The 26641-nt window shown below is 61.6% G+C and carries 24 protein-coding genes and 4 pseudogenes; 18 read left to right on the top strand and 10 right to left on the bottom strand.

Features of this window, described 5'->3' with window-relative positions:
* Positions 1-90 precede the first annotated feature (90 nt).
* The 4 genes from panB to EJ068_RS12035 all read left to right on the top strand — a co-directional run bounded on the left by panB (position 91) and on the right by EJ068_RS12035 (position 3375).
* On the top strand, positions 91-927 hold the full coding sequence (gene panB / locus EJ068_RS12050) for a 3-methyl-2-oxobutanoate hydroxymethyltransferase (RefSeq protein WP_126063927.1): 837 nt from the start codon (positions 91-93) through the stop codon (positions 925-927).
* Positions 924-1832 (top strand): pantoate--beta-alanine ligase, encoded by a 909-nt coding sequence (panC, locus tag EJ068_RS12045; RefSeq protein ID WP_024505565.1) that lies wholly within the window; start codon positions 924-926, stop codon positions 1830-1832. Before panB ends, panC begins: the two co-directional genes overlap by 4 nt.
* Before the next feature lie 98 nt (positions 1833-1930).
* A complete protein-coding gene (locus tag EJ068_RS12040; RefSeq protein ID WP_126057768.1) occupies positions 1931-2650 on the top strand; it encodes a LuxR family transcriptional regulator in 720 nt (239 codons plus the stop codon).
* 92 nt (positions 2651-2742) lie between these two features.
* Positions 2743-3375 carry an acyl-homoserine-lactone synthase gene (locus EJ068_RS12035; RefSeq protein ID WP_126057769.1) on the top strand — a complete coding sequence of 211 codons (633 nt, stop codon included), beginning with the start codon at positions 2743-2745 and terminating at the stop codon, positions 3373-3375.
* 366 nt (positions 3376-3741) lie between these two features.
* On the opposite strand, the gene EJ068_RS33205 is transcribed toward EJ068_RS12035, so the two are convergent.
* The gene (locus EJ068_RS33205; protein WP_063169245.1) at positions 3742-3990 is read right to left on the bottom strand and encodes a DUF6074 family protein; all 249 of its coding nucleotides are present in this window, start codon (positions 3988-3990) and stop codon (positions 3742-3744) included.
* A gap of 599 nt (positions 3991-4589) precedes the next feature.
* Here EJ068_RS33205 and EJ068_RS12025 point away from each other — a divergent pair.
* The 3 genes from EJ068_RS12025 to EJ068_RS12020 all read left to right on the top strand — a co-directional run bounded on the left by EJ068_RS12025 (position 4590) and on the right by EJ068_RS12020 (position 5607).
* Complete coding sequence (locus tag EJ068_RS12025) at positions 4590-5060, top strand: hypothetical protein (protein WP_245454734.1); 471 nt, start codon at positions 4590-4592, stop codon at positions 5058-5060.
* Positions 5053-5187: a hypothetical protein gene (locus EJ068_RS33635; RefSeq protein WP_256754986.1), complete on the top strand. Its 135-nt coding sequence runs from the start codon at positions 5053-5055 to the stop codon at positions 5185-5187. The genes EJ068_RS12025 and EJ068_RS33635 overlap by 8 nt, the downstream gene beginning before the upstream one ends.
* Positions 5188-5361: 174 nt before the next feature.
* Positions 5362-5607 (top strand): hypothetical protein, encoded by a 246-nt coding sequence (locus EJ068_RS12020; RefSeq protein WP_063169243.1) that lies wholly within the window; start codon positions 5362-5364, stop codon positions 5605-5607.
* Between the two features lie 189 nt (positions 5608-5796).
* Here the strand turns inward: EJ068_RS12020 and EJ068_RS12015 are convergent, their stop codons facing one another.
* Entirely contained in the window at positions 5797-6186 is a 390-nt protein-coding gene (locus EJ068_RS12015) for a hypothetical protein (RefSeq protein ID WP_024505560.1), read from the bottom strand.
* A gap of 707 nt (positions 6187-6893) precedes the next feature.
* Between EJ068_RS12015 and EJ068_RS12010 the strand changes: the two genes are divergently transcribed.
* Positions 6894-8093, top strand: a complete 1200-nt coding sequence (locus EJ068_RS12010) for a cation:dicarboxylase symporter family transporter (protein WP_306462679.1) — start codon at positions 6894-6896, stop codon at positions 8091-8093.
* Between the two features lie 6 nt (positions 8094-8099).
* Here EJ068_RS12010 and EJ068_RS33200 read toward each other — a convergent pair whose 3' ends face one another.
* Positions 8100-8669, bottom strand: coding sequence for a hypothetical protein (locus EJ068_RS33200; protein ID WP_245454735.1), 570 nt, complete (start codon positions 8667-8669; stop codon positions 8100-8102).
* Between the two features lie 611 nt (positions 8670-9280).
* Here EJ068_RS33200 and EJ068_RS12000 point away from each other — a divergent pair.
* Positions 9281-10282, top strand: a complete 1002-nt coding sequence (locus EJ068_RS12000) for a zincin-like metallopeptidase domain-containing protein (RefSeq protein WP_126059319.1) — start codon at positions 9281-9283, stop codon at positions 10280-10282.
* A gap of 157 nt (positions 10283-10439) precedes the next feature.
* On the opposite strand, the gene groL is transcribed toward EJ068_RS12000, so the two are convergent.
* The 3 genes and pseudogenes from groL to EJ068_RS11985 form a co-directional block, all read right to left on the bottom strand.
* Positions 10440-12095, bottom strand: a complete 1656-nt coding sequence (groL, locus tag EJ068_RS11995; protein ID WP_126057772.1) for a chaperonin GroEL — start codon at positions 12093-12095, stop codon at positions 10440-10442.
* A 65-nt stretch (positions 12096-12160) separates the two neighbouring features.
* Positions 12161-12454 (bottom strand): annotated as a pseudogene (gene groES, locus EJ068_RS11990) (co-chaperone GroES); the annotation flags it as partial.
* Positions 12455-12516: 62 nt separating this feature from the next.
* On the bottom strand, positions 12517-12864 hold the full coding sequence (locus EJ068_RS11985; protein WP_063169239.1) for a hypothetical protein: 348 nt from the start codon (positions 12862-12864) through the stop codon (positions 12517-12519).
* Positions 12865-13874: 1010 nt separating this feature from the next.
* On the opposite strand from EJ068_RS11985, the gene EJ068_RS11980 reads away from it, so the two are divergent.
* The 7 genes and pseudogenes from EJ068_RS11980 (at position 13875) to EJ068_RS11950 (ending at position 21842) form a co-directional block, all read left to right on the top strand.
* Entirely contained in the window at positions 13875-14198 is a 324-nt protein-coding gene (locus EJ068_RS11980; RefSeq protein WP_024505644.1) for a DUF736 domain-containing protein, read from the top strand.
* 181 nt (positions 14199-14379) lie between these two features.
* Positions 14380-14649 carry a helix-turn-helix domain-containing protein gene (locus EJ068_RS11975; protein WP_024505645.1) on the top strand — a complete coding sequence of 90 codons (270 nt, stop codon included), beginning with the start codon at positions 14380-14382 and terminating at the stop codon, positions 14647-14649.
* Positions 14646-15194 (top strand): S26 family signal peptidase, encoded by a 549-nt coding sequence (locus EJ068_RS11970; protein WP_024505646.1) that lies wholly within the window; start codon positions 14646-14648, stop codon positions 15192-15194. Before EJ068_RS11975 ends, EJ068_RS11970 begins: the two co-directional genes overlap by 4 nt.
* The gene (locus EJ068_RS11965; RefSeq protein ID WP_024505647.1) at positions 15182-15865 is read left to right on the top strand and encodes a lytic transglycosylase domain-containing protein; all 684 of its coding nucleotides are present in this window, start codon (positions 15182-15184) and stop codon (positions 15863-15865) included. Before EJ068_RS11970 ends, EJ068_RS11965 begins: the two co-directional genes overlap by 13 nt.
* A 178-nt stretch (positions 15866-16043) precedes the next feature.
* Positions 16044-18014 (top strand): relaxase/mobilization nuclease RlxS, encoded by a 1971-nt coding sequence (gene rlxS / locus EJ068_RS11960; protein WP_024505648.1) that lies wholly within the window; start codon positions 16044-16046, stop codon positions 18012-18014.
* Positions 18015-18369: 355 nt separating this feature from the next.
* Entirely contained in the window at positions 18370-19356 is a 987-nt protein-coding gene (locus EJ068_RS11955; RefSeq protein WP_126057775.1) for an ATP-binding protein, read from the top strand.
* A gap of 17 nt (positions 19357-19373) precedes the next feature.
* Positions 19374-21842, top strand: a pseudogene (locus tag EJ068_RS11950) (S8 family peptidase).
* Positions 21843-22074: 232 nt separating this feature from the next.
* Here EJ068_RS11950 and EJ068_RS11945 read toward each other — a convergent pair.
* Genes EJ068_RS11945 through EJ068_RS11930 form a run of 4 tightly spaced genes read right to left on the bottom strand, consistent with a single transcriptional unit; the run spans position 22075 to position 24999 of the window.
* On the bottom strand, positions 22075-23604 hold the full coding sequence (locus EJ068_RS11945) for an E2 ligase fold family C protein (protein WP_126057776.1): 1530 nt from the start codon (positions 23602-23604) through the stop codon (positions 22075-22077).
* A 3-nt stretch (positions 23605-23607) separates the two neighbouring features.
* Positions 23608-24096, bottom strand: coding sequence for a Mov34/MPN/PAD-1 family protein (locus tag EJ068_RS11940; RefSeq protein WP_126057777.1), 489 nt, complete (start codon positions 24094-24096; stop codon positions 23608-23610).
* On the bottom strand, positions 24093-24710 hold the full coding sequence (locus EJ068_RS11935; protein WP_126057778.1) for a putative metal-binding protein: 618 nt from the start codon (positions 24708-24710) through the stop codon (positions 24093-24095). The genes EJ068_RS11940 and EJ068_RS11935 overlap by 4 nt, the downstream gene beginning before the upstream one ends.
* Positions 24703-24999 carry a DUF2604 domain-containing protein gene (locus EJ068_RS11930; RefSeq protein WP_126057779.1) on the bottom strand — a complete coding sequence of 99 codons (297 nt, stop codon included), beginning with the start codon at positions 24997-24999 and terminating at the stop codon, positions 24703-24705. The genes EJ068_RS11935 and EJ068_RS11930 overlap by 8 nt, the downstream gene beginning before the upstream one ends.
* A gap of 311 nt (positions 25000-25310) precedes the next feature.
* On the opposite strand from EJ068_RS11930, the pseudogene EJ068_RS32935 reads away from it, so the two are divergent.
* Both EJ068_RS32935 and fni read left to right on the top strand, forming a co-directional pair.
* Positions 25311-25550 (top strand): annotated as a pseudogene (locus tag EJ068_RS32935) (hypothetical protein); the annotation flags it as partial.
* Positions 25539-26462, top strand: a pseudogene (gene fni, locus EJ068_RS11925) (type 2 isopentenyl-diphosphate Delta-isomerase); the annotation flags it as partial. The pseudogenes EJ068_RS32935 and fni, both read left to right, overlap by 12 nt.
* Positions 26463-26641 lie beyond the last annotated feature (179 nt).

Below are 26641 nucleotides of genomic sequence, written 5' to 3'. Positions count from 1 at the left end.
ACTCAAGCGCTGTTTTTAGCTCTTCGCAGTCGCACAAAAATATGCCAAACGCGACACCCGCTGTTGGTAACGTAAGGGAAGGGGCCTCGGTTGAGCGCGGCTGGTGAGATAAAAGGGATGACTCCTCCAGATATTCGATCGCGAAAAGGCCAGACGCCACTTGTATGCTTGACGGCCTACACCACGCCGGTCGCGAGGCTGCTCGATCGCCACTGCGACATCGTTCTTGTCGGCGACAGCGTCGGCATGGTGCTGCACGGCCTGTCGTCGACGCTGGGGGTCACGCTCGACATGATGATCATGCACGGACAGGCCGTTCGCCGCGGCCTTGAACACGCGCTGATGGTCGTCGACCTGCCCTTCGGTTCCTACGAGGAAAGCCCAGAGCACGCTTTCGGCAACGCTGCGCGCGTGATGGGTGAGACCGGTTGTTCAGCGGTAAAGATCGAGGGCGGCGAGACCATCTCGGAAACCATCCGCTTCCTTACCGCGCGCGGCGTACCTGTCATGGCCCATGTGGGCCTGACGCCGCAGGCGGTAAACACGTTTGGAGGCTATCGTGTGCAGGGCCGGGGAGCCGATGCAGAGCGGATCAGGCGCGACGCCAGGGCGGTAACCGAAGCGGGCGCCTTCTCCTTGGTGCTGGAAAAGATACCGGAGCAGCTTGCACGGCAGATAACCGCCGATATCGACATACCCACAATCGGCATCGGTGCCTCGCCAGCTTGCGACGGCCAGATTCTGGTGAGCCACGATATGCTCGGGCTCTTCACCTCATTTCGGCCGAAGTTCGTCAAACGCTATGCCGAGCTCGGTGAGCAGGCTGAGGCGGCAATCGCCGCTTACGCCACCGATGTGCGGAACCGGCACTTTCCGGCGGTCGAACATCTCTATGTCAACGCCTTGAAGGCCGGTGACTTCACATGAGCGTGCCGATCGCTCGAACCGTGAGCGAGCTGCGCGGCGTCGTTGCGCAATGGCGTCGCTCGGGTGCCACGATCGGTATTGTGCCGACCATGGGAGCCTTGCACGACGGGCATCTGAGCCTCGTGCGGAAGGCGCTCGAAAGGGCCGAGCGGGTGATCGTGACGCTGTTCGTAAACCCCAAGCAGTTCAACAGCCCCGCCGACCTGATTGCCTACCCTCGGACGGAAAGCGACGATGCTGCCAAGCTCGCTCTGCTGGGCACGCATCTGCTCTATGTGCCGGACACAGAGGAAATGTACCAGGTGGGCTTCGCCACGGCCGTTTCAGTGTCCGGCATCAGCGAATGCCTTTGCGGCGCATTCCGGCCCGGCCATTTCAATGGCGTGGCGACGGTCGTGGCCAAGCTCTTCCTGCAGGCCGGCGCTGACTTCGCCTTTTTTGGCGAAAAGGATTTTCAGCAACTTCAGCTTGTCAGGCGCTTGGTCCGGGATCTCGACATTCCGATCACTATTGTGCCCTGTCCGACAGTCCGCGAAGCCGATGGTCTTGCGCTATCGTCGCGTAACGTGCGGCTCTCCCCAGCCCAACGCGCCATTGCCCCAAAACTAGCATCGGTCCTGCTCGATACGGCCGAGCGGCTTGCACGCGGCTCCCCCATCCTGCCTACGCTTGATGAAGCGCGTGCAGCAATTCTGGCTGCCGGCTATCGCGAGCTCGAATACCTGGAGCTGCGCGGAGAAACAGACCTGCAATCGTTAGCAAGCCTTGACCGACCGGCACGCTTGCTTGCTGCGGCTTGGCTTGGCGACACGCGGCTCATCGATAACGTCGCAATATCACCCATCGGTAGTTGGTCAGGTGGGCGGAGCTCTCTCCAATCGGAAGCAGCACAGCAATTGCGGTGATGACGGCGGCGCGTCGTATGCCCTGCAGGGACAGGCCATCATTTAGAACCACGTCTCCGTCGGCTTCCAGCAACCTCCGCGAGGTACGCTAAGCGCAGATGCATCGCGTATTTGAAACCTTGGTCGAGCAACTCTCTGCAAGCGTCGATGCCGTCGATCTCCATGAGGCAATGGCGTCCGCCGCAGCCGGGTTCGACTTTCCGCTCTTCGCTTATTTCACCTACCCATCCGCTTCCGGCGACAGGCCGCGATTGATCTCGAATTATCCATCATCATGGACATCACATTACCTGCAACAGCGCTACCACAGCGTGGATCCCGTGATCCTGCGGGGACTGCGGGGCTGGGATACCTTCGACTGGGGTGTGGACCGCGATCACCGTTATTTGCCGACCTCTCAGCAGGAAGTCCTGGAAAAAGCAGCTGAGTTCGGCATTCGCGGCGGACTGACCATGTCGATGCATGATCATCGCGGCCGGTTCGCCGCACTGACCTTCGCCTCCAACGAGGCGCATCCGCCATTTCTGAGGTCGCTGACGCGCTACGAAAAAGCAATGCAACTGGTTGCGATCAACGTTCATATCCATGCCCGGCGCAGGCTCGCCGAAGATTGCGTGGTAGATGGCATAACGCTCACCCGGCGGGAGTTCGAGTGCCTGAAATGGGCGGCGTGCGGCAAGTCGGCCTGGGATATCAGCCAGATTCTCGGTGTCTCGAAACGCACCGTGACCTTCCATCAGGAAAACGCCAAGGCGAAGCTTGGCGTGCGAACCATCAACCAGGCCGTAGTGCGGATGGCTGCTCGGGCGAGATCCTGATCCTCTCCAAGTCTAGCTGTAAAGGTCTACAGGCTGCATTCATGACGGCTTTGCCCTTCGATTGCGTGGACACATCCCGCACGGAGACGACAATGATGCAGCTGATAACACCCGACTGCTACGCCGAGTTTGCGAGCGAACTCAAGGAAATGCACGGACTTAGGTATCGGGTTTTCAAGAAGCGGCTCGATTGGGAAGTGCAGACCGAAGGCGAAATGGAAACGGACCCGTTTGACAGCCTGAACCCCGTCTACCTGCTTCTCAAGGGGTCCGATTGGCGAACTTGCGGCTGCGTCCGCCTTTTGCCGACCACCGGACCGACAATGTTGCGCGATACGTTTCCGACGCTGCTGGATGAGATGGTGGTCCCTGCGAGTGCCGATATCTGGGAGAGTAGTCGTTTCGCGCTCGATCTCCCTGCGACAGCGCCGAAGGCAGCTGGCGGCCTGGCCCAAGCAACCTACGAGCTCTTCGCGGGGATCATCGAATTCGGCTTGGCCAACAATCTCTCCGGGATCGTAACGGTGACAGATACGCGCATCGAAAGGATCCTTCGTCTCGCCACCTGGCCGTTGTCACGTATCGGACAGCCCAAGCAGGTCGGCAACACCGAGGCAGTCGCCGGCTTCCTCGATATTTCCTACGCCAGTCTCTTGCGCATCCGCTGGAGGGGACGCCTCAACGGGCCGGTGTTGTGGCAACCAGTTCTCATCCAATCGGCATAGCGCCTGCGGATGCTCAGCCGTGACTTGAGTTAAGTCTGCTCACGGCCGCCACCGCCGCCGTGAGGGTGAGCGGACCCGCCCCCACGAGCTTTCGACTGTTCCGGTCGATTGGCTCGCGCGGCCGGACTTTGGATTTCCGTAGGCGCAACCCGCAGTCCAGCGTGAGCACGCCAAAATGGCGCCCCTCCGCTTCGTCCAAAGAAGCCAACGTGGCTTCTGAGGTCGTCTTAGAATATTGGACCGGCCGCCGTGAGCGATCGCAACCTCAAACCTTTGCCGGTATGCCGGTTTGGCCGGACCGTCGGCCAGTCGGAGCAGTCCCCTGATAAGGACCCGAGCTGACGCGCGGTCCAACAGCGCCCGAGCCTATGCTTTGTGCATTACCGTTCGGTTGGCCATGTCGTCCAAGACCGCATGAAGAAGGCTTCCAACCTCCTGCGCAGCGAGCTCTGGCGCAATTCCTACATCGGACAATTGAATGAGCATTTTCTTGGCAGCACAGCGCCAGAACGCACTCGCCGCCTCGCCGTTCTTGGTCTCGAGGGCCTGGGCGATACTTTCGACCAATATACGTCGCCGATGCAGCGGAAATACGCAAATGTTTGATTCATGCATCAATCACCTCACAGATTCAGTTCCACAAAGAAAAACACCGGCGTCTTCAAAAGAGCCCCGCTAGCGCGGTGACGGTTCGCGGCGACATGACGAGTTCCACTTCCCCATCGACAAGCTATTGGGAGATGAGCCGCCGGACCGCATATCCGGGACCGCACATAAGGTGAACCACCATTGCTCATCCGGCTGCATTTTCCTGGGCCGTTCGACGAGGCGTTCCAGCCGAATTGACGTCCAATGACTTGATCTCTGAAAGGGCAGGGCGGTACGAATCACCCGATTGTTCCGCTGCTTACATTCCTGCGAGCTTGTGTATGAACGATTAAAGCGTGCCCGAGCCGTTCTTGGTGGCCGCCGCAGAAGGGAATCATGTCATCCGCTGCCTATCGTAGGCGGCGCGACTTCTAGCATGACTGCACTGCCCCGACAGGGCTTTGCAATCGCGCGTTTCGAAGCCTATGCTTTGGCATCGGCCGGCATTTACTTCGGTGCAGCCGACAGTAAGACGTACGCGCTCTTGCCCCGTTGGAAGAGAGCCTTGCCCGATCCCTCTTTCGCGACCAGGTGCTGAAGCCCTCACCCCGCAGGACTTCGCGCTTTTGCGACCATCGCTGCATCACGTCGAACCGGGCATCAAGGACCAGTTGGAGGTCGCGCATCAGCCGATCAAGAACGTATATTTTCCCGAGAGGGGCATCGCGTCGGTGGTCGCCACCATGACCGGCGGGCGGCAAGGTGAAGTCGGCATTGTCGGCTATGACGGGATGAAAGGAATTGCCGTCATTCTCGGAAAGGAAAGCACTACCTGGCGCCTGCCGGTTGAAAACCTTCGCCCTGCGATTAGCCCGTCGCTTCGCACCTCAGTGCTGGATTATGCCCACGCGTTCCTCGTCCAATCATGCCGGACGGCACTGGTCAATGGCCACTCCAAGATCGAAGAACGGCTGGCCCGCTGGCAGCTGATGGTCCACGACCGTGCGGAAGGAGATAAGATCCTCCCGACGCATGAATTTCTGGCGACCATGCTCGCGCCCACCGCCCGGGGTCACCACGGCCCTGCAAATGCTTGAGTATCGAGGACTGGTGCACGCCAAGCGCGGCGAGATCACGATCATCGACCGTGCCGGATTGATAAAGCTCACACATGGCGCTTATGACAAGGAGGAGCAGCGTTATTTCGGCCTGGCCGCTGCCTGAAGCATGTCGGTTGAAACGGGTTCAGCCGACGTCTCCTTGCCCCTCACCAGGTCGCCCAAAAGCATCAGCGGTTTTGAACGAATCGCAGCTATTGTCCGCAATCGGACATAGGCTTGAAGGCGGTCGAATTCGTGCCATAAGTCGGGTTGGTCAGGGTTCAGGGAGGAATTCGTCATGACCAATTCGTTTCACACCGTCACCGTCGAAAAAGCCGCAGAAGCCTATGTCCTTTCCAGGGGAAGGGTCCGCTTTCTCTCCATGGCGCAGGCGATCCGCGCCATCCGAACACTAATGCCGGCATGCAAGGCCACCGACCGCGAGTTGGAGGAACTGTTGGCGGCCGCTTCCTTCGTTCATGGCGTGCCCGTCGCCTTCGACACAAAAACAGCCGATGGTGTAGAACCACGGCTGCATTCCTAAGAGGGCATGCCGCGCCATGCAGACTGTCAGAGGGCATTCGTCAGATGGTAGTCCGCTAACTTAACTGCAGAGTCTAAAGGACGTGTTCCAGCATTGCGAACTCACCGATCGCTTTGTTGCCAAAGCTGCCAGCAAGCGATCGCCTCATCCAGCCGTTTGCACCATCTCATCACAGACATCATCGCGATGCTACCTGTCCAGCATATGTCCAGCATTTCGCAAGGCGGCCAGAAGGAGCCTCGCATAGCCTGTGACATCGATCTGGGCCTGCATCGAAAGGGGCATGCTGGTCCAGTTCTCCAACGGTGCAATGAAAGGTGAGAAGGTGCCATTGACTAGGCAACAACAGCTAACAAGGCCCTCTCGGTCCAATGCCACCACACCGATCTTGTCGCCTGGATATCCAATGGCTGCGACTCGCTGGACCTCCAGGTCACCGTCCACCCGCACGTCAAAAAGAAGGCTACCACGGCTCCTCGTGGCTATCTCAGCCGCCTTCTCATCAAAGCTTGAAGAGAGCAAGCGGACGCTTTCCACCGCCATCTGGAAAATCACCAAATCCAGTTCATTCACGGCCATATGGGCATTTCCGCGCAACGGGTGGTGATTGCAATGACACATACTGCTTGTTCACAGATGTCGGTCACGAACGATCATTCGTCGGGTTCCGGTTCCGACCAACGGTGTCGCCACCTGATCGTGCTGCGGTTCGAACCTTCCGAACGCGAGCCGAGCGCGCTATGAGGTTGGAGTCTAGGTCTCGGACCCTGCCTCGCGGCCTTCTCATCTTTGGCAGACCCGTTGCAACGCCGCCGCGATGGCGCAAACGCCAGATGACGCTGATCCATCGCTTGATCGTGAACTGAGCTTCTGAACACCATTGGGACAGCAGGGTGGAAGGGCTTGACCAACGCTGCCCCCGTTTTCCAAGAGGACCCGTCCTCGATTGAATCTTTCGAGCCCCGTGCGGCGCGCAGCCAAATGATGACGATCTGGACTCAGCTCGCAGACCGCAAGGCAAAGAGGGAACCTTCCAGGCAGCCAAGCTGCTCGACGCAAAGAGCGGCCTTTGGAGTTCCCAAGAATCGACCCTTCCATAGTTGCGACAGGCAACCACTGCACGAGTGTGGGAGAGCGAATCGCAAGCATTGCGTGAGGTCCTGCGCGTTTTCCCCTCTTTGCTATTTGGCACATCGTTTGCGCCGAAGTGGGCGCAGCGTTCGACCGGAGCACTGCATGGGAGAGGGAGGAGCCCCACCCCGATCCGGTCAAGGAGAGAGACGGTGTTGGTTCCAAGAGTTCCCCGCGCGATCGCAGCGCCCCGCAAGCGCCATTTTGCCCGGACCTACGTGCAGGTACTTGCCGCCATAATCCTGGGTGCCGCAATCGGCTATTTCCATTTGGAGACCGGCCACAGCCTGAAGCCGCTCGGCGATGCCTTCGTCGATGTCGTCAAGATAATCACCGTACCTGTCATCTTCCTGACAATGGCGACCGGCATTGCCGGCATGAGCGATCTGCAGAAGGTCGGCCGAGTTGCCGCCAAGGCGATGGTCTATTTTCTCACCTTTTCGACGCTCGCTTTTGTTGTCGGGCTGATTGTCGCGAATATCGTTCAGCCTGGCGCCGGCCTCAACATCGATCCGGCCTCGCTCGATGTCCAAGCCGTTAAGGGCTATGTGGCCACGGCTCACGAGCAGTCCGTGACCAGCTTCCTGATGAACATCATCCCGTCAACGATTGCCAATGCCTTCGCGGAAGGCGACATCCTGCAAGTCTTGTTCCTCTCGGTCCTGTTCGGCGCGGTCTGCCGCTACAACGGCCGCTCGCTCTTCTCTCTCGTCCGATACATCAAGGACGAGCTGCTGCTCGCAATGTCCTCCTCAGAGGCCGCGCTGGCCTCGCTCATGGAGAAGATGGAAAGGGCCGGCGCCACGCATTCGGTCGTGGGTCTCATTCCATTCAATCTGGACGGCACGAATATGATGCTCGCCGCCCTTTTCATCGCCCAAGCGACGAAAACTGATCTCCCGATCGGCTGCCGGATCCTCATGCTGTTTGTCGCATTGTTCCCTTCGAACGGAACAACCCGCATTACCGGTGCAGGCCTCGTCACAATGGCTGCAACGCTCTTTCTTGTTCCGGCCGCACCGGTCACCTCCGTGGGGCTTATTCTTGGCGTCGATCAGCTTATGTCCGAATGCCACGCGCTGACGGTTTTTCTCCGCAGCGTAGCGGCAACGCTGGCTGTCACCCGGTCCGGGGCGAGCGGGATAAACGACGATTCGGGGAGCGCCTCACTAGCGGACCGTTCAGCGCTCCGGCGGTGGACGGTCAAGTCGCCCGGCGTGGTGAACACAATTCCCCGTGCGAACGACGCTCAGCTATTGGGGTGGACCCGATGGCGCAAAGCCGTATTTGAGAAACCGCCAGATCGCACCGGCACCTGTGCGCCTGTAGCAACTGCGGGGCACGATCAAAACTGACCCATTTTACACCAAAAAGGCGGCCGTTGCTGCCACGCCGTCCATGGATTGGAGACTCATGTCTAAGCCGACTGCCATCACTGTCGCAGCTCTTCTTTTACTCCTCGCCTTGCTGGCGAGCCAATATAGCGCGAACCTGCACCGGCAGGCGTGGTCGACCGACAGGCAAAAGTGGAGCGGCGCATTCGACAACGATCTCCTTCGCCAATCGCCGGCAACCCGCAAGGCGATGCCGTTCTGGTCATATTCAATGACTACCACAACTGTCCGCATTGCAGACTGGCTGATATCAACTACCAAAAAGCCTTCAAGCATGAACCCAATCTGAAGCTTGTGATCAAACAGTTCCCGGTCCTGGGACCGGATTCCCAATTCCCAGCCTTCGCCGCACTCGCCTCGAGAAAACAGGGAAAGTTCGACGAATTCCACCGCGCCCTTATGATTTCCCCCAGTTGAAGGGTCACTCTCAAGATCGCAGCGCGTGTAGGCCTTGACGTTGAGCAGCTCAAGCGGGAATGCAAGATCCGGCCATCGCAGATGAAATGCGCGGTCCGCGCACTCGCGAAAGGTCTGCACTTAGACGGTACGCCCGCGTTGGTGGTCGGCGATATAGTGGTCGCCGACCTTGTGGACATGGCCAGCTTGCAACGCTTGCATCGCCGATGCGCGCTCAAAGCGTGCTGGCTCTCGTGCGGGGCAGCATCTGTAGACCGGCCACGCTGTTGTTGCCGGAGCGTGCCGTTTGTGGCAGCTGGCTTTGCTGTCGCTCCTCGTAATCTTGTTGCGGTCATCCAGCTGCCGTGGGCGCCAACAACAATCCTGAGCGCCCGCGCCTGAAGTCGCTGGCCGGGTGCTCGTGAACCGAGCCCGCTTTTCTTCGGCAAGCTCAGGCGGTCTTGGCCCTGCGGCATCGCCCCCTGGCGCGGGGCAGCCTTCGGCTGCTGACGGTCGCCGGCCTGTCGGCCGGCGTCTTTCTATTGTGGCCTTCCCCCTGGCGCAGGGTGGGCAGCACTCCCTTCTAGGCCCGCCGCGGCGTCCCGCAACCCTTCGCTTGTCGCTTTCGGGTCCTCCACTCCGTTCCGGTCCTGCTGATGCAGTCCGCCTCCGACGGCGGGCCTTTCCGGTCGCTTTTGCCGCCCACCCCGCTTCCGGGGAGGGCGCGCGATTGTAGAGCGGAGGACATCACGATGCGTGCAAACAACAAACGTTGCGGCAGCCGACAGGCTGGCGCAGACAGTGGCGGGCGCACCGGCGCCAGCCTTTATCAGGAAATCACCGACCGCATCATTGCCGAACTGGAGCGCGGCACCGTGCCATGGGTCAAGCCGTGGGGCAGGGCAAGGACAGGCCTCGGCCTGCCGCGGAATGCGGCCACCCAGCGCCGATATTCCGGCATCAATATCCTGATCCTGTGGGGCGCGGTCATCGAGCGCGGTTTCCCCAGCCAGAACTGGCTCACCTTCCGGCAGGCGCTTTCGCTTGGCGGCAATGTCAGGAAGGGCGAGCACGGCACCACCATCGTTCACGCTGACCGCTTTGTTCCCAAGAACGAAAAGCAACGCGCCGACACCGATGGCGACGAACCGCAGGCGGTGCCCTTCCTGAAGCGCTTCACCGTCTTCGATGTCGCGCAGTGCGATAATCTGCCCGAACATCTTTACGCCGCCGGCGAGCCTCTGCCTGAGCGCGAGATGGTCCCGCAGGCCGAGGCGCTCATTCATGCAACCGGCGCTGATTTTCGCATCGGCGGCGAGCGCGCCTTCTACATGCCCGGCAGCGACACCATACAGGTGCCGCCGCAGCCGGCTTTCTTCCACCAGATCGACTATTACCGGACCTGCTTTCACGAGCTTGGACACTGGACCGGCCACCCGAGGCGACTCGCGCGCGACCTGTCCGGCTCCTTCGGGTCCAACACCTATGCGCGCGAGGAACTGGTCGCCGAAATCGCATCAGCCTTCATCTGCAGCAGTCTCGGCATCGAGCCGAGCGTGCGCCATGCCGACTACATCGGCTCATGGCTGACGGTTTTGCGCGAGGACAACCGCGCCATCTTCCGCGCCGCAAGCCATGCCTCGAAAGCCGCCGATTTCCTGCTTGGCCGCAATGTCGATGTCGAAGGCGAGGCACATGCCGAAACCGCCTATGGGAGCGCGCAATCCTCACACGCGACCGCCTTGCGCCTCTGATGACGCAAAGCCGCGCGCAACCAACTCGACAGTTCTTTTGAGGTTGCCCTAACGCCGATGGCCGGCGTTGGCGTCGATCGTTCATCGGACCGAGGTTCGCAAAAAAAGAGGGCGGCATTGATGCCGCCCTCTCGTTGCGAAAGCTGCCAGAGCTGGATTAGAAATCCATGCCGCCCATGCCGCCCATGCCGCCGCCGCCCATGCCGCCAGGCATGCCGCCGCCAGCCGACTCCTTCTTCGGAGCCTCCGCGATCATGGCTTCGGTGGTGACCAGCAGGCCGGCGACCGAGGCCGCGTCCTGAAGAGCCGTACGGACAACCTTGACCGGATCGACGATACCCATGGCGATCATGTCGCCATACTCGCCGGTCTGGGCGTTGTAGCCGAAGGTCGCGCCCTTGTTCTCAAGGATCTTGCCGGCAACGATCGATGCTTCCGCACCGGCGTTGGCCGCGATCTGGCGGGCCGGAGCCTGAAGCGCACGACGCACGATGTTGATGCCGGCGGCCTGGTCGGCATTGACGCCGGTGGCCTTGATGTTGGCCGAAGCGCGCAGCAGCGCGACGCCACCACCAGCAACGATGCCTTCTTCGACGGCCGCGCGGGTCGCGTTGAGGGCGTCATCGACGCGGTCCTTCTTTTCCTTGACTTCGACTTCCGTCGCACCGCCGACGCGGATCACCGCAACGCCGCCGGCGAGCTTCGCCAGACGTTCCTGCAGCTTCTCCTTGTCGTAGTCCGAAGTGGTCTCTTCGATCTGCTGCTTGATCTGGGCAACGCGGCCCTGGATCTCGGCCTTCTTGCCGGCGCCGTCGACGATGGTGGTGTTCTCCTTGGAGATCGACACCTTCTTGGCGCGGCCGAGCATGTTGAGGCCGACGTTCTCGAGCTTGATGCCGAGGTCTTCCGAGATGACCTGGCCACCGGTGAGGATGGCGATGTCTTCCAGCATGGCCTTGCGGCGATCACCGAAGCCCGGCGCCTTGACGGCGGCGATCTTCAGGCCGCCACGCAGCTTGTTGACGACCAGCGTGGCCAGAGCCTCGCCTTCGACGTCTTCCGAGATGATGAGCAGCGGCTTCGAGGTCTGCACGACGGCTTCGAGAACCGGCAGCATGGCCTGGAGGTTGGACAGCTTCTTCTCGTGCAGGAGGATGTAGACGTCCTCGAGCTCGGCAACCATCTTGTCGGCGTTGGTGACGAAGTAGGGCGAGAGGTAGCCGCGGTCGAACTGCATGCCTTCGACGACTTCGAGTTCGGTCTCGGCGGTCTTGGCTTCCTCAACCGTGATGACGCCTTCGTTGCCGACCTTCTGCATCGCTTCGGCGATCATCTTGCCGACCGAAGCATCGCCGTTGCCGGCGATGGTGCCGACCTGGGCAACCTCTTCGGAGGTCTTGATCTTCTTGGCGTTCTTGATCAGGGTCGCAACGACGTCGGTTACCGCGAGGTCGATGCCGCGCTTCAGGTCCATCGGGTTCATGCCGGCGGCAACGGCCTTGTGGCCTTCCTGGACGATCGACTGCGCCAGAACGGTCGCGGTCGTGGTGCCGTCGCCAGCGATGTCGTTGGTCTTCGAAGCAACTTCGCGGACCATCTGCGCGCCCATGTTTTCGAACTTGTCCTCAAGCTCGATTTCCTTGGCGACGGTGACGCCGTCCTTGGTGATGCGCGGGGCGCCGAACGACTTGTCGATGACCACGTTGCGGCCCTTGGGGCCGAGCGTGACCTTCACCGCGTCAGCGAGGATGTTGACACCGCGCAGCATGCGCTCGCGGGCATCGCGGGAGAATTTTACGTCTTTGGCAGCCATTTTTAGCTCCTGGCAGGGGCTTCAATCGAGCCCGGGAATTCAGTTGACGAAAGGGCCTGATATGAGCCGATGATGCCCATGATGTCGGATTCCTTCATGATCAGAAGGTCTTCGCCATTGAGCTTGACTTCCGTGCCCGACCACTTGCTGAACAGGATGCGGTCGCCGGCCTTGACGTCCAGCGGGACCAGCTTGCCAGCTTCGTCACGAGCGCCGAAGCCGACAGCGATGATCTCGCCTTCCTGCGGCTTTTCCTTTGCCGTGTCGGGGATGATGATCCCGCCAGCGGTCTTGGATTCGGATTCGACCCGGCGAACGACCACGCGGTCATGCAGCGGGCGGAACTTCGACTTTGCCATTTTCGGATTTTTCCCTGGTGCGCTGTTGAGGGGTTTTTGTTAGCACTCGCGATGGACGAGTGCTAACGCGATAGTGAGGTAGGCTGTAAGCGGGCACTCGTCAAGACGGACGAGGGCAGGCGAGGAGCTCTGGCCCCCTCCCCGGTGGAACCCAACGCATACGCGGCATCCGCGTTGATGGCTGCGAGCCCCACATTTCCATTGAATTCGGCGTCATGACGCCAACTTGCTCGCGCCGCTTCCAAGTCGTCAGTCGTGCTGCCGTCAGCACGAACATAGGGCTGCGCTTCACTTCCCGTCGAAGCCGCGGCAAGCAGCGTCGCCGTCAGCACGCTCCTTTGCAGATGCTTGCCAAAGGTGGACAGTGAGCGCACCTGCGCCGGGCTGTTGGTGCGAACGTAAGACGTCATTGACAACTCCTTTTTGCAAGTCGAGCCCCTTCTCCACCTTCGGCCGCCGTCGACGCGAAGAAGTCCGCATCGCGTTGAAGACGAGCTGCGAAAAAGAGAAAGATGTGTTTGATGGCTGCGGCCCCAACGGTGCCTTCAGATTTGAGATCACTTCCGCCGCGAGCGGCTGAAGCTCCTCGCAACGTCAAATCGAATCTGCTGCCAAGCCTCCAGGAAAGGAGAGCATTGCTCATCTCGCGCTTGTGCATGCAGTCAACCTTCGATCCGTGTTGCCACATCAAGAGCAAATGCCGTGCCAAAGCTCACTGGGAAGTGAACGCATGGCTCTCCCTGAAAACCTCACAAATCCAGCATGGTCAATTGTGCGGAACCCGACATGCGTCTTCTGCCACTGTCAGCTTTCGGACAGGCATGACGCGTTTCGCGCCGACCACCGGTCGATCGGTTTTGGGGCCGGTCTGTTCGCCTCATAAGAGCGCGTTACATTGCGTAGCGGTTTCCCGAGCGCCGCCACATGACACTGGACCTGCAGGTAGCACCGGCTTCTCATCCAGCCTTACTTTGGCCCCCTCGCGTATCAAATTCCCGCTGGCGAGCCCTGCTTTCATAGATCGCACCATGCCGGATGTCTGCTCTGGCGCCCGACCCGCTGGCACGATCTCGATCCGGCATAAGGGCGCAGCATCTTTGCAGGCCGTTTCATCCCGGCGTCCTGCTTGGCTGACAGACCGCACTTGGCGAGCGGTCTCCATGCTCTCTCCAAGGACCATCCCTGCGGCTGGCTTGTCGACCTATGGGCGGGTCCGGCCGCCCGAAACCCTCGCGCCATCAGCTTTTTTCCCCGCCGCCTGCGGCGGCTTCCTCGCGCCGCTTCGCTCACAAAAAAGCTGCCCGCTCGGGTCCTTCACTGTCGCTGCGGCCCTGTCGGATTCAGGCGGTCCTGACGCGCCCATTACGGTGCGCCATCGCAGGGGATGGTCCCCGGCGAAACCACAAAAGGAGACTTCGAAATGACCGCGATCGGTTACGTCAACAAGCAGGAAAACGGCGCCTACAAGGGCCAGTTCAAGACGCTCAGCGTCCGCGCCGACATCGATATCGTCCCCAACCAGGCCAAGAGCGCCGATAACCATCCCGACTTCCGGGTGCTTACGCAAGGGGTCGAAGTCGGCGCTGGCTGGATCCGCACCGGCGAGACTTCCGGCAAGGATTATGTGAGCCTGTCGATTGCAGCGCCGGAGTTCGGACCGCGCAAGCTCTACGCCAATCTCGGCCGAGCCGCCGGCCAGGACGATCACGACACCTACGCCATCATCTGGAACCCGGCCGACTGACCGGCCGAGATAAGAGCCTCGCGCCGCAGCCCCGGCGCGGGGCTCATTCCCAGGAGTTCCACCCAAACCCCGTCCGCCCTAAAGGGCGGCGAAAACTCTCCCCCGACTCTTCGCCCGTCCCCGAGACGATCTCCCTCGCCCATCCTCGCCCTCGCTTGTCCGAAGCGAAACGAGGATCATCATGGACGACGAAAACGAACGCGCGGCCCGCGCGAAAAAGGGCAGCCCGTTTCTCAGCACAGCCCAAGCCGCCTTCTATATCGGGCTCTCCCAGCGCACGCTCGAAAAGATGCGGCTCAAGGGCGGCGGCCCGAAATTCCGCAAGCACGGCCGCTATGTCCGCTATCACATCGACGAACTCGACCATTGGTCGAAAGGACACCCGCAGCACTCCATCGCCGGCGATGGCAAGGCCGGTTCCGGCCAGGGCGGCACGGGAGGCCGTTCATGAGGCGGCGCCCTTCCATCCATCTGATCGGCAGCCGCCTGAGGCGTGTTCGAGCCCGTAAGACGGTCGCCTTGGCCGCGGCCGGTCTCGGTCTTTTGGGCTTCACGGCGCTGGGAAAGCCCGCCCCTTGGCTGGTCTGGAACGCCTCGGCCAGCGCGCCGATCGGCCTTTACCGCATCGCTGCGGGAGCGCTGGCGCGTGGCGATCTCGTGCTCGTGCGCCCGCCTGAATACGCGGCGTATCTCGCCGCCGAGCGCAGCTATCTGCCTCGCAATGTGCCGCTGGCAAAACGTCTTGCAGCGCTGCCGGACGATAATGTCTGCGCCTTCAATGACGCCATCATCATCGGCGGCGACATCGTCGCGCGCCGGCTCAAAATCGACGCCGAAGGCCGACCTTTGCCATGGTGGAACGGCTGCCGAGCGCTCGGGGATAACGAGGTTTTCCTGCTCGGCAGCGACAAAAACCGCTCCTTCGACAGCCGCTATTTCGGGCCTGTTCCCACTCAAAATGTCATCGGGAGGCTCGTACCACTATGGACCGAGTGACCCTCCTCTTGTTGGGCATGATCGCCATTGCGCCATGCGCCTGTTCCGCCTCGACCGGCGCTGAGCCGGTCGCCATCTCCCAAAGTCCGCAGCTGCGAAAGTGGCAGACGTTGGTATCGGAAGCAAGCCGGCGCTTCCATATTCCCCAAGCCTGGATCTATGCCGTCATGGCTGCCGAAAGCGGCGGCAAGACAATGCGCGGCGGCCGCCCCATCACCTCCCCCGCTGGCGCCATGGGCCTCATGCAGGTGATGCCCGGCACCTATGAAGAGATGCGGGTCGAACACGGCCTTGGGCCTAACCCCCACGATCCGCGCGACAATATCCTGGCCGGCACGGCCTATCTCAGTGCCATGTATGACCGCTTCGGATTTCCTGGCCTGTTTGGCGCCTACAATGCCGGTCCCGAGCGCTACGACGAGCATTTGAAGCGTGGCAAACCGCTGCCAGAAGAGACCGTCGAGTACCTCGACCAACTCAAGGCGGCCGGAGTTTCGGCGGCCGACATCGAGGCGTTCGAAAGCCAATCTGTCGCTCCAAAGGCGCAAATCGCTCCTCTCGGACGGTCGCTGTTCTTCATTCATGACGGTGTTCACTCAGGCGTGCGAAACGGCGATCTCTTCGTGCCGCTCGGCAAGGACGGCGCGCAGCCGAAGGAGCCGGTGCGTTAGCCATGGCGGACGGGGGCGCGTCTGGCGGGGCTGGGCGCGGAAGGCAAGATAAAGGTACCGCCTCCAGGAGGCGGTTAAATCTTTGTCTGCACATCGTTTTTCCGGGAGGCTGCCGCCGGTGCCAAGAGGGTTTGACGTGTAAGTGTCTGATTTTGCTTGATATGTCTGGGAGGCTCGCATTAAGGATGACGAGTTCAGGCCGAAGCTCGGCAAAATCGGGTCGCGCGGCTCGAAGGCCGGCAAACGCTATGCCGGCCAGGTTCGTGCGGCGATCAACCGGGCTGGCGGCCGGCCGCAACGCGGTGGTCGCTTCACAGGAAGCCGGACAGGGCGCGGCGGGGCGGCCGCCGCACTGCTGAAATCGCGCGACCGGTATGCCGCCTTCCGCCAGCGCCGGGTGATCGTCAAGGCGCGGGTCGTCAAGCTCGCCGGCAAGGGCGCGGACGGGGCGCGTGCCCATCTACGCTATCTTCAGCGCGACGGGGTCACCCGCGAAGGTGAACCTGGCGAGCTCTACGGCGCCGACAGCGGCCGCGTCGACGGCAAGGCGTTCATCGATCGCGCGGACGGCGACCGCCATCAGTTCCGCTTCATCGTCGCTGCCGAAGACGGCATCGAGTACGACGACCTCAAGGCGCTGACGCGGCGGCTCATGGCGCAGATGCAGGAAGACCTCGGCACGAAGCTCGACTGGGTCGCGGTCGATCATTTCAACACCGGCCACCCGCACAGCCACATCATCGTCCGTGGCAGGGACGACCGTGGCGAGAACCTGGTCATCGCGCGCGAATATATCTCATCTGGCATCCGCGAGCGGGCGGCCGAGCTGGTCAGCCTCGATCTCGGTCCGCGAACCGACCGCGAGATTGAGCTTCGCCTGCGCCGGGAAATGGAGCAGGAACGCTTCACCAGCATCGACCGTCGGCTGCTCAGCATGCGTGATGATGACGGCCTGGTCTCGCCGGGCGGTCCCGACGCCATTCGCCAGACGCTGCACCAGGGACGGCTGCGCAAGCTCGAGCGGATGGGTCTGGCCGCGGAGGTCGGCGCTGGCTCCTGGCGCCTCGACGATGAGCTCGAAGCCACGCTGCGCCGCACCGGCGAACGCGGCGACATCATCAAGACCATGCACCGCGAACTGACCGGCAAGGGGCTTGCCCGCAGGGCCGCCGACTGGGTGATCCACGATCGATCCGGCGAGCCCGTCCAGTCTCTCGTCGGTCGCGTTGTCGCGCGTGGACTGGCCGACGAGATCAATGACCGCCATTACATGATCGTCGACGCCGTCGACGGTAAGAGCCATTGGATCAACATCGGTAGAGGCGAGGCGATGGAAACGATGCCTAATGGCTGCATCGTGCGTGTCGCGCCAAGGAACACCGAGCCGAGGCAGGTCGATCGTACCATCGCCGAAATCGCCGCCGCGCATGGCGGCCGTTACGACGTCGATATGCACCTGAAGCATGACCCATCCGCCACCGAGAGCTTTGCGCGAACGCATGTGCGGCGGCTGGAGGCGATCCGCCGCGCGACCGGCGGCGTCGAGCGAGAGCCGAACGGCACCTGGCTCATCGCGCCGGACCATCTCGATCGCGTCGCGAATTATGAGGGCCAGCGGGCCAGGGCCGAGCCTGTCGTTGCCGACAAGCTCTCCTCAATGGCGCTGGAGCGACAGGTCAGCTTCAACGGCGCCACCTGGCTCGACCGGGAGCTGGTTGCCGATAGACCCGAGCCTTTGCACGGATCCGGCTTCGGCCGCGACGTGAGAGAGGCGCAAGCTCGCCGGCGGCAGTGGCTGATCGCGCAAGGCCTCGCGCATAAAGAACAGGATGGGATCGTCTATCGAGCCAACATGCTTTCGATCCTGCGCCAGCGAGAACTGAACCGTGTTGCTGGCCAACTGTCGGAGGAACTTGGCCTGCCCTATGCCGAAGCGCGATCCGGAGGACGAGTAGAGGGTACGCTCCGCCGCTCCGTCGAGCTTGCCAGCGGAAAATATGCCGTCGTTGAAAAGTCGCGCGAGTTCACGCTGGTGCCATGGCGGCCGGTGCTTGAGCGCCATGTGGGCAAGGAGGTCTCCGGTGTCGTAAGTGGGGAGGGGATTTCATGGACCGTCGGCCGGCAAAGGAGCGGACCTGGTGTTTCGTGAGATGGTGTACAGCTTTTTAGCCAGCGGCGCGGGCAGCCATGCGAGCCCGCGTAGACCTTATGGCCGCACGCCCGCAATCGGTCGCATGGACCTGCCAGGCGGGGCGGCTTTGGAGCGTTCGGACCCGACACGCTGCGTGAGTGGCCAGACTTCGAGCGCTCGAAGATGCGGACTGTTGTCTGCTGGCCGGCGTTATTCCGGCTGGCCTATGACCGCGGCGCAACAGTTCACCGCTGAAGTTGCCACGGGCGAACATCGACAAGAGAAAAAACACCATTGCGCGATACAAATCGCCGTTGAAAGCGTTTAGGTTGCATGCGCTTCGCCAAGTAAACGGATACCCCAGAAGAGAGCCATGACCACGGCCCGCCATATCGTGACGCTGCTTAAAAGCCACATTGCCGGCGACGAGGATCGTTTCCTCTCTATCGCGATGCAGCTTGCTGCGCATGAGGCACGTCAAGGCCATGGTAAGCTTGCTCAGGAGCTCAAGGATCTGGTCGACGCAGCCAAGAGCAGGGACGCCCGGATTGTCAAGAGCAGTCGGCCGGTTCCCCTTTTTCAGCCAAAGGGCGAGCTCGCAGGGCTCCTGCATGTGCGCTATCCGGACCTGCGACTGACCGACATGATTTTGCCGGACAGTCTGCGCTCGCGCCTGCACCGCGTGCTGGGAGAGCAGCGCCAACAAGCAAGCTTGCGCGAGCACGGGCTTGTTCCCCGTCGCAAACTGCTTCTGGTCGGCCCGCCAGGATCAGGCAAGACGATGACCGCATCGGCATTGGCCGGGGAGCTTCATCTGCCCCTTTTCACGATCGTCCTCGATGGTTTGATCACCAAGTTCATGGGAGAGACTGCCGGAAAGCTGCGGCTTGTTTTTGATGCAATGCAGGCGACGCGGGGCGTCTACTTCTTTGACGAATTCGATGCCATCGGCGCGCGTCGAGGCGAACGCCAGGATGTTGGCGAGATTCGGCGCGTGCTGAATTCGTTTCTGCAGTTTCTCGAGCAAGACGACAGCCACAGCCTGATTATTGCGGCAACAAATCATCCCGAGCTGCTCGACAGAGCTTTGTTCCGCCGTTTCGACGATGTCATCGAATACGCCGTGCCCGATCGGCCGATTATAGAGGCGCTGCTTCGGGCTCGACTCGACCGCTTCGACACCAGAGGGCTTGCCTGGAACGAGGCGATCTCTCAGGCAGAGAGACTGTCGCAGGCCGAGATCACGCGCGCGGCCGACGACGCTGCAAAAACCATCATATTGCGGGGGGGGAAGCGGATCACCTCGGAAGCGCTCATCGACGCTCTGAAGGAACGCCGGCAGGCGTCGCTGTTTGAGTAGCGACAGCACAGATCATAATGGCAGACGATTTTCCGCGCGACCGCGCCCATATCCACCTTCGCAACAACGGCATTCGGGAAGCCTATCGGCGGCCCAACCAACTTATACATGCACCGCCGCTGCCGGCGCGTGATCGGGCGTCGCATGCTGCGGCCTTGACGCAATCCATCGAACAAGCGGTCGAAAGTGCACGCCAGCAGATTGCGGCGCGTGACCCCCAGCTGTCGGTCGGCACGCCTGGCTTTTACCTCGCGATCGATCTGCCCATGTCCGGACGGGCGGCCCTCGACCAGTTGGCCGATCGTCGCCAGCACATGGAGCTGGTCGCCGTCCATGAGCCAACTCAACCCGGTGCTCCCATCACAGCGTCGGTGTTCCTGCCGCAAAGCGCGCAAGCCTATTATTTGCGGTAAGTCGAGGCGTATCGAGACGTTGATACTGACCGCGGCAGACCGCGCAACGAGCCGCTCGTCTCCCGCATGGAGACAGTCAGGCTGGCGACTGCACGATCGTTGTTTACCGACCACGACGACCTCTTCCCCCAGGCCGCTGACGAGCAGGTGTGGTGGGAAGTCTGGCTGCGCGACGGTCGCCGCGAGAACTTCGAGCACATTGCCGAAGCCCTGAACATCACTTTGCGCACGCATGCGGTTAGGTTTCCGGAGCGGGTGGTCATGCTGGCCCTCGCCAGCACGGCAATGCTCGACCGCATGATTGCGCACAGCGATGTCGTCGCCGAGCTGCGGCGCGCGAAGGATACGCCGTCCTTCTTCCTGGGCCTTGGCGGCGCGGAGCAAAGGGACTGGAGCGACGAGCTTCTCGGGCGCGTCAGACCGCCTCAATCCGATATTGCGGTCTGCATTCTCGACAGCGGCGTGCGTCGCACCCACCCGTTGATCGAACCCGCACTTGCCGTTTAAGACTGGCACACCGTCAAACCGGCATGGGGCAGCGACGACACACCTGCGTGGAGCGGCCACGGGACGCGAATGGCAGGTGTCGGCCTGTACGGTGATCTGGTCCCGCTCCTGGTCGGAGGCGATCCAGTTCCATTGCCCTTTCGGCTGGAGAGTGTTCGTATCCTTCCGCCAGAAGACGAGGCAAACGATCCAGAACTCTATGGCGCGATCACCGCGGAAGCGATCGCCCGCGCCGAGGTGCAGGCGCCGGAGCGCCGCCGCGCGATCGCAATGGCTGTGACAAGCGCCAGTCCGGCGCGTGGAAGGCCCACATCGTGGTCTGCCGCTATCGACCAACTCTGTTTCGAAGAGGAACAGCGACGCTTGATCGTTCTCTCTGCCGGCAACATCGGCGATGACCTCATGCCGGCCGAGCATTTGACGCGCAACGATCTGGAAGCAGTCGATGATCCTTCTCAGGCCTGGAATGCGCTGACGGTCGGCGCTTTCACAGAAAAGGTCGATATCATTGACACCGACTTTTCGGGCTACGCTCCGATCGCGCCGGTCGGCGAGCTCTCGCCGCGCAGTCGCACTTCGGTCGTTTGGGACAGGCAGTGGCCGGTGAAGCCCGAGGTCGTCTTCGAAGGCGGCAATCTCGCCCATGACGGTGTGTTGCCCGGCGAGCCGATCGACGATCTGCAGATATTGACCACTTTCTGTCGACCCGAACTGCGCCACTTCACCACCCTCGGAGATACGAGCGCGGCAACGGCCCATGCCGCACGGATGGCGGGACTAATTCTATCAGCGCGCCCCGAGCTGTGGCCTGAATCGGTTCGCGCCCTGATCGTCCACTCGGCCGAATGGACTCCGGCGATGCGCGCACGCATCGATGCGTGCAACGGAGCGAAGGGCGAGATCCAGGCGCTCGTGCGGCGCTATGGTTACGGCGTGCCAGATCTTGGGCGCGCGCTTCTGTCAACGGTGAACGACCTCACGCTTATCGTTGAAGATGAGCTTCAGCCTTTCCAGCGCGAGGGCGGCGCGGCTGCCAAAACGCGTGACATGAAGCTGCATCGCCTGCCTTGGCCGAAGGAGCAGCTCGCGGCGCTCGGCGCTGCCCAGGTCGAGCTCCGCGTCACGCTGTCCTATTTCATCGAACCCAACCCCGGTGAACGCGGATGGACCCGCCGGCATCGTTACGCGTCCCATGGTCTTCGGTTCAGAGTAAAGTCAGCGACCGAGACAGTCGACGAATTCCGAGCCCGCATCAATCAGGCCGCTCGGGACGAGGAGGAAGGGGCGCCTGCTGGAGGCGGAGAAGAGTGGCTGCTCGGCACCTTCCGCGATCGCGGCTCGTTGCACGCCGATTTCTGGTCGGGCAGCGCCGCCGATCTCGCCGAGCGTGACGCGATCGGCGTGTTCCCGGTCGGGGGCTGGTGGAAGGAGAAGCCTTACCTGGAACGCGTCGACGCTCTGGCTCGGTACGCCCTGATTGTGACGATTCGGGCGCCTGGGGTCGATGTTGACATCTTCACACCCGTCGAAGCAGCCCTGACTGTCGAGACGTCGGTCGAGACCTGATGCAGCACTGTCCAAACCGGCCAACAACGGAGGTTTGACCAGCCTCTGGTGCCATGGCGGCTGGTGCTGGATCATCACGTCGGCACGGGATCATGCGCGGAGGACGATAGGCCGGCAAAGGAGCGGGCCAAGCGTGTCATAATGGCGCCCATGGTCACGCCCACAAGCCGCGCCCCCTGCGTCTACGGAGAGGTGCGCGTCTGCTTAGGCGGCCGAGACATCGCTTACCTGATCAACGCGCTCCGTATTTGCGCCTGTAAGCGGCAATGAAATCGTCGTCGCTACAGATGCAGCGGCCGCTGGAGTCCTTGGCCTTCGGATCGTGCAAGTGAGAGCCAAGGGGGCGCAGAAGATTCACCCGAGTGCTCGTCGTCGGGCTCATGGGAAACCCCGCACTATGCTTGACCAAATCCGCGGCAAGCATAATCCCGGCAAGCACCGACTGAAAGGCCATCGGAACCACAGTTCGAACGCGGCGACTTCCTTCGCTAAGCTGGAACACCAGACCGCCGCAGATAGCCTGCTGATAAAAGGAGCGCAGGGGCTGGCCGACAAACGGGGCTAGCGGTTCAAACGGCACAGCCATCGCTGTAGCCACGCGAACTACAAAGTCGTTGGGAACTCCGGCATTTGTCTGCAGGAGCGTTTTCACCTGCTCGTGTGCTTCCGGTATTCCGAGTTCCTCGGCAATCAGCTGGTGCTCGTCCTTGGATTTTCCGGATGGCAGGTACATGCAACAAAGGCAAGCCTGGCCGTCATCGAAACCATGCCGGGAGATACCGAGATCGTGCTCCTGCATCCAAGCGTTTGCGATCCATCGCGGCAGTGCACCTTGGACAGCCAGACGGTCGGCGGCGGTGTCAAGCGCCACACCCACTTGGTCTAAGACCCAATTGCCCCGGCGCGCAACATATTCTGCCCACGTCAGAGGGTGCGCCTCGACCTCAAGGCCAGTCGATCTAAGGGCGGTGGCTGCAAGAACCGCCTTGGACATACCAATCTCCGCCTGGCCGGCCAATGCGTAGCGCTGCAGGTTTGAGAGTTCGATCGCTTCGTGATCGATTACATGCAGACGACCCTTGAGATCGGGTTGTCTCGCTAGCGCCCAAAGCGAGCCATGGCCTATCGCACCGAGCCCAACGAGGTGGGTTTCGCCAAGGTCGACTGGGAAGTCGATCGGGCCAGCCTCCCCGGCTTTGGTCTTGTCGTAGCTGCATAGCGAGAGGTCGATGGTTTCGTCCAACTCGGCGCCGGTCAACTGGGCGGCGAAGATAGTTCGAAAGACGTTGGCGGCGCCGAAGCAACTGGCGGCGCCAGCTCCAAAAGGCAGCAGACTTGGGCCAGAGCCCACCGGGTCCGTACGCGACAGCTTTGCCGCCCAACCGTCCGATCCCACGAAAAAGATCGGGCACCGGAGTGATGGGCGCGTTACCCCTGCAACGACGCAGACGGTGGCAGACTTGCCGGAACGCCGGATGCCGACTTTTGGATTGATCGACTTTGCCAAGCGCTCCAGCGCTTGGGCTTGAGAGCTCGCCGCGCTGTCCAGCGGGAGTATCGCCAGAACCGGGTAGAGCCTAGCGAGCAATCTCACCGCAAGATCTAGTGTCGCCTGGCCTTCGGCGCAGGAAGCGGCCTGATGGTCGAAGGCGACTGCCACGACCTGCTTTTCAAGAGCTGCTTTGAAGTCTCCCAGATGAAAATCGGCCAGGACCTGAGATGCCGCCGTGGCGGCACGATCGATGAAGTTAGCGAATGCCATTGTTCAACTCGATATCATGATCATTCGCGACAGTGCCGCGGGAGGGAGCGCATTCCATTTGGCCTTTTCGTCAAGCCGATAGGCGGCGACCCGAGCAAAATCGAAAGGCTCGCGGGCGAAATTCGGCACTACCAGCGACAGACACCCAACCGTGGTAGCAACCGCATAAGCGTCGTCCGTCGTCGAATGGTAGGCGCGGCCCGGATGGCTGTGAATCTGGGCCAAGAGTTTCAGGCCGCTTTTGTAGAGCCAGACATTGAGCCGGTGCAGTTCTTCGGCCGCAACGATCACGCAAACGCCATCGTTTGTCCGAATGTGACGCTGCGCCGGGATAACCGTCTCTGTTACGGCAAAGTGCCGGTCTTGCTGAACGCCGACCCAGAGCGCCATCCCCTCATTGCCTTCGCGACCAACTGAGCGCAGATGCCCATGCGTGGTCGAGATGCAGCCGCGCGGGAGAGTCACGATCGTTACATCTCTCAAACCAGTCATTCTTGTATCGCCTGAGGGGATACCACCATTCCTACGATTGCCGGTGGGAGTTGAATCTGCAACTGCTCTATAGGAATGATTCCGTACTTGATGATCTTGTCCAGGATGAAGGCCAAACAGCCTTCGCCAGAACCCCGATGAAGTAGCCATGGATCACCTGAATGGGCTGGATTGTCGTGGTATTCCCGGACGCCCGCCATGCACAGGAATGGTTCGTCCTCGGGACTGTTGGCCTGGATGAAGTCCGTCAGCGGCACGGCGTTCTGCTGGATGAGAGCTCCTATCATCTCCGGCGGCGTTCCGGGCAGCGGCGGACGTCTAAGCATTTTCAGGTATAGATCTTTCCGGGCAATCGGATGACGCGTAAACGGATCGACGAAGACCACGGACGGTGGTCTTAAGTCGTAGTCGGTGAAGTCGACCTCGCTCGCTGCGCTGATCACCCGTGGTTTTAACTTGAGGCTTGCGAAAATGAAGAAAGCGCGCGGAAAGGTCGCCTCGATCAAGAAGCAGCCCTGAGCCCGATAGACATCAGCATATGGCCGGAACCGGCCGATCTCCCGATCAAACTTCGCTCGGGAGACCTCCGGATCCACACTTTGGGGTTTAGGCACCTGCGACGCCCGCCTTCAGGCTGAGGAACAGGGTCACAGTATTCGGGAAACCGAAATCGCCAAGCTTCTTGTCGACGTCGAGCAAGTTGCCGGCCTCATCCTTCAATTCCCAATTCTCGGCTGGTTGGGCGACATTCTGCGTGTTCTCAAGGGCTTTGGTACGAATGACGTGAAGCGGCTGGTTGGGATTGGCTTCGACCTGCGTGGGCTGGCCGTTCACCACCATCGTGATCTCGATCTTGCCCGGCCCGCCGCCGTGATTATCGCCCTTACCCGAATCCTTCGACATTGTCCTACTCCTGTGGCTTGCCAACCGTCCCACGCCCTGGCGCCCACCTGCGAGTGAGACCGGCGGTCTTCAATCGTTCACCCGGCGCCACGGCCGCGAGTACGCGAAAGACAGGGGATAAGCTACCGAATCGGTGCTTGCCTTCTTTTATGGGTGACTTGAGCCGCAAGTAAATGGTCTCAAATTGCTCCTCACAACTATAATCGATTATAGCAATGCGAAAATATTGGCGACACGCCTATTCATCTGCTCTCTCACTCGCCTGCTCCGTGCTTGGCAAGGGGAGCTTTGACTGCGTCACGCGTCCCCCAATCCTGCAACGCATTCACCCGAGCCTGCGCGACACCAGCGCCCGCACCGGCCGTGATCCGCAGAACGAAACGCTGATCGTGGCGTTCTATCGCGAACTGGCGCTGCTGTTCTGGCTAGACGATTGCAACGACGTTGGCCTGATCGCGCCGGAGCAGCTCGCCGCCGTGGAGCAGGCGCTGGGGCACGGCGTACCGTGCGTTCTCTCCGGATTCGAGGGCTGCGCTCAGCTGCGCGCTTCGCTGGTGCTGGATCGGCGAACGGCGCCGGCCACGGTGGCCGCTGGCTGGGAGTACATCCATTTCGAACACTGCGCACTGCCCGAGTTGGACCTGACGCAGATCGACCTGCGCGCCTCGCTGCTGGGCAAGGCTATGCGCGCGCCGCTGCTGATCAGCTCTATGGCCGGCGGCATGCCACGGGCCGAGGCCATCAACCGGCATTTGAGCGAGGCAGCGCAAGCCTTGCGGATCGCCATGTGCGGTTCGCAGCGTGTGAGCCTGCAATCCCGTAACTCCCAGGGGCTAACGCGCGCGCTGCGCCGCCTGGCGCCAGACATTCCCTTGCTGGCCAATATCGGCGCCGCGCAACTGCGGGAGGCCGACGGCCTGGACCTGGCGCGTCGCGCGGTGGACGCGCTGGAGGCCGATGGGCTCATCGTCCATCTCAATCCGCTGCAGGAAGCGGTACAGCCGGGAGGGCGACCGCGACTGGCGCGGCGTCCTGGCGCTGATCGCTGGCGCCGCGCGCATCGTGGGCGTGCCGATCGTGGCCAAGGAAGTGGGGGCGGCCTGTCCGCCTCGGTGGCCTGTGCGCTCGTCGAGGCGGGCGTGGCGGTAATCGATGTCGCCGGCGCCGGCGGCACCAGTTGGGCCGCAGTGGAGGGCGAGCGCGCCCGCAATGCCGCCGACCGTGCAGTGGCGATGTCATTCGCCAATTGGGGGATTCCCACCCTGACCAGCGTGCAGGCGGTGCGTCGGGCGCTGCCAACGGTGAAGCTGATCGCGTCGGGCGGGATCCGCGATGGCGTCGACGTGGCCAAGGCCATCCGCCTGGGCGCGGACATCGCCGGGCAGGCGGCCAGCGTGCTGGGCGCGGCGACAGTGTCCACCGAGGCCGTTGTCGCGCATTTCGAGATCGTCATCCGCCAGTTGTTGGGTCACCATCAAACCAATTTGACGCCCCGGGACAATATCGTCCGGCATTGTCCGGTGTGCGACGATGTTGGGGATGCGACATAGGCGGATTGCCGTGTATTAAACCGCTTTTCCTTTGGCACGCATATTGCGCCCTATCGGTAAACCTCGTCATGGGCCGGCGGCAATCGCTCGGA

This window comes from Mesorhizobium sp. M2A.F.Ca.ET.043.02.1.1 (assembly GCF_003952405.1).
Taxonomy (GTDB): domain Bacteria; phylum Pseudomonadota; class Alphaproteobacteria; order Rhizobiales; family Rhizobiaceae; genus Mesorhizobium.
The sequence above is the reverse complement of the archived record's forward strand: the minus strand, read 5'-3'. Positions and strand labels throughout refer to the sequence as shown.

Bases quoted from the DNA above. Each gene is read 5' to 3' on its own strand.
- EJ068_RS12040 (WP_126057768.1), top strand. From the start codon at position 1,931: ATGCATCGCGTATTTGAAACCTTGGTCGAGCAACTCTCTGCAAGCGTC.
- EJ068_RS33205 (WP_063169245.1), bottom strand. From the start codon at position 3,990: ATGCATGAATCAAACATTTGCGTATTTCCGCTGCATCGGCGACGTATA.
- EJ068_RS11945 (WP_126057776.1), bottom strand. From the start codon at position 23,604: ATGGCATTCGCTAACTTCATCGATCGTGCCGCCACGGCGGCATCTCAG.
- EJ068_RS11980 (WP_024505644.1), top strand. From the start codon at position 13,875: ATGACCGCGATCGGTTACGTCAACAAGCAGGAAAACGGCGCCTACAAG.
- EJ068_RS11970 (WP_024505646.1), top strand. From the start codon at position 14,646: ATGAGGCGGCGCCCTTCCATCCATCTGATCGGCAGCCGCCTGAGGCGT.
- EJ068_RS11940 (WP_126057777.1), bottom strand. From the start codon at position 24,096: ATGACTGGTTTGAGAGATGTAACGATCGTGACTCTCCCGCGCGGCTGC.
- EJ068_RS11930 (WP_126057779.1), bottom strand. From the start codon at position 24,999: ATGTCGAAGGATTCGGGTAAGGGCGATAATCACGGCGGCGGGCCGGGC.
- groL (WP_126057772.1), bottom strand. From the start codon at position 12,095: ATGGCTGCCAAAGACGTAAAATTCTCCCGCGATGCCCGCGAGCGCATG.
- EJ068_RS11975 (WP_024505645.1), top strand. From the start codon at position 14,380: ATGGACGACGAAAACGAACGCGCGGCCCGCGCGAAAAAGGGCAGCCCG.
- EJ068_RS33635 (WP_256754986.1), top strand. From the start codon at position 5,053: ATGCTTGAGTATCGAGGACTGGTGCACGCCAAGCGCGGCGAGATCACG.
- EJ068_RS11955 (WP_126057775.1), top strand. From the start codon at position 18,370: ATGACCACGGCCCGCCATATCGTGACGCTGCTTAAAAGCCACATTGCC.
- EJ068_RS12000 (WP_126059319.1), top strand. From the start codon at position 9,281: ATGCGTGCAAACAACAAACGTTGCGGCAGCCGACAGGCTGGCGCAGAC.
- EJ068_RS12020 (WP_063169243.1), top strand. From the start codon at position 5,362: ATGACCAATTCGTTTCACACCGTCACCGTCGAAAAAGCCGCAGAAGCC.
- EJ068_RS12015 (WP_024505560.1), bottom strand. From the start codon at position 6,186: ATGGCCGTGAATGAACTGGATTTGGTGATTTTCCAGATGGCGGTGGAA.
- panC (WP_024505565.1), top strand. From the start codon at position 924: ATGAGCGTGCCGATCGCTCGAACCGTGAGCGAGCTGCGCGGCGTCGTT.
- EJ068_RS11965 (WP_024505647.1), top strand. From the start codon at position 15,182: ATGGACCGAGTGACCCTCCTCTTGTTGGGCATGATCGCCATTGCGCCA.
- EJ068_RS12035 (WP_126057769.1), top strand. From the start codon at position 2,743: ATGATGCAGCTGATAACACCCGACTGCTACGCCGAGTTTGCGAGCGAA.
- EJ068_RS11985 (WP_063169239.1), bottom strand. From the start codon at position 12,864: ATGACGTCTTACGTTCGCACCAACAGCCCGGCGCAGGTGCGCTCACTG.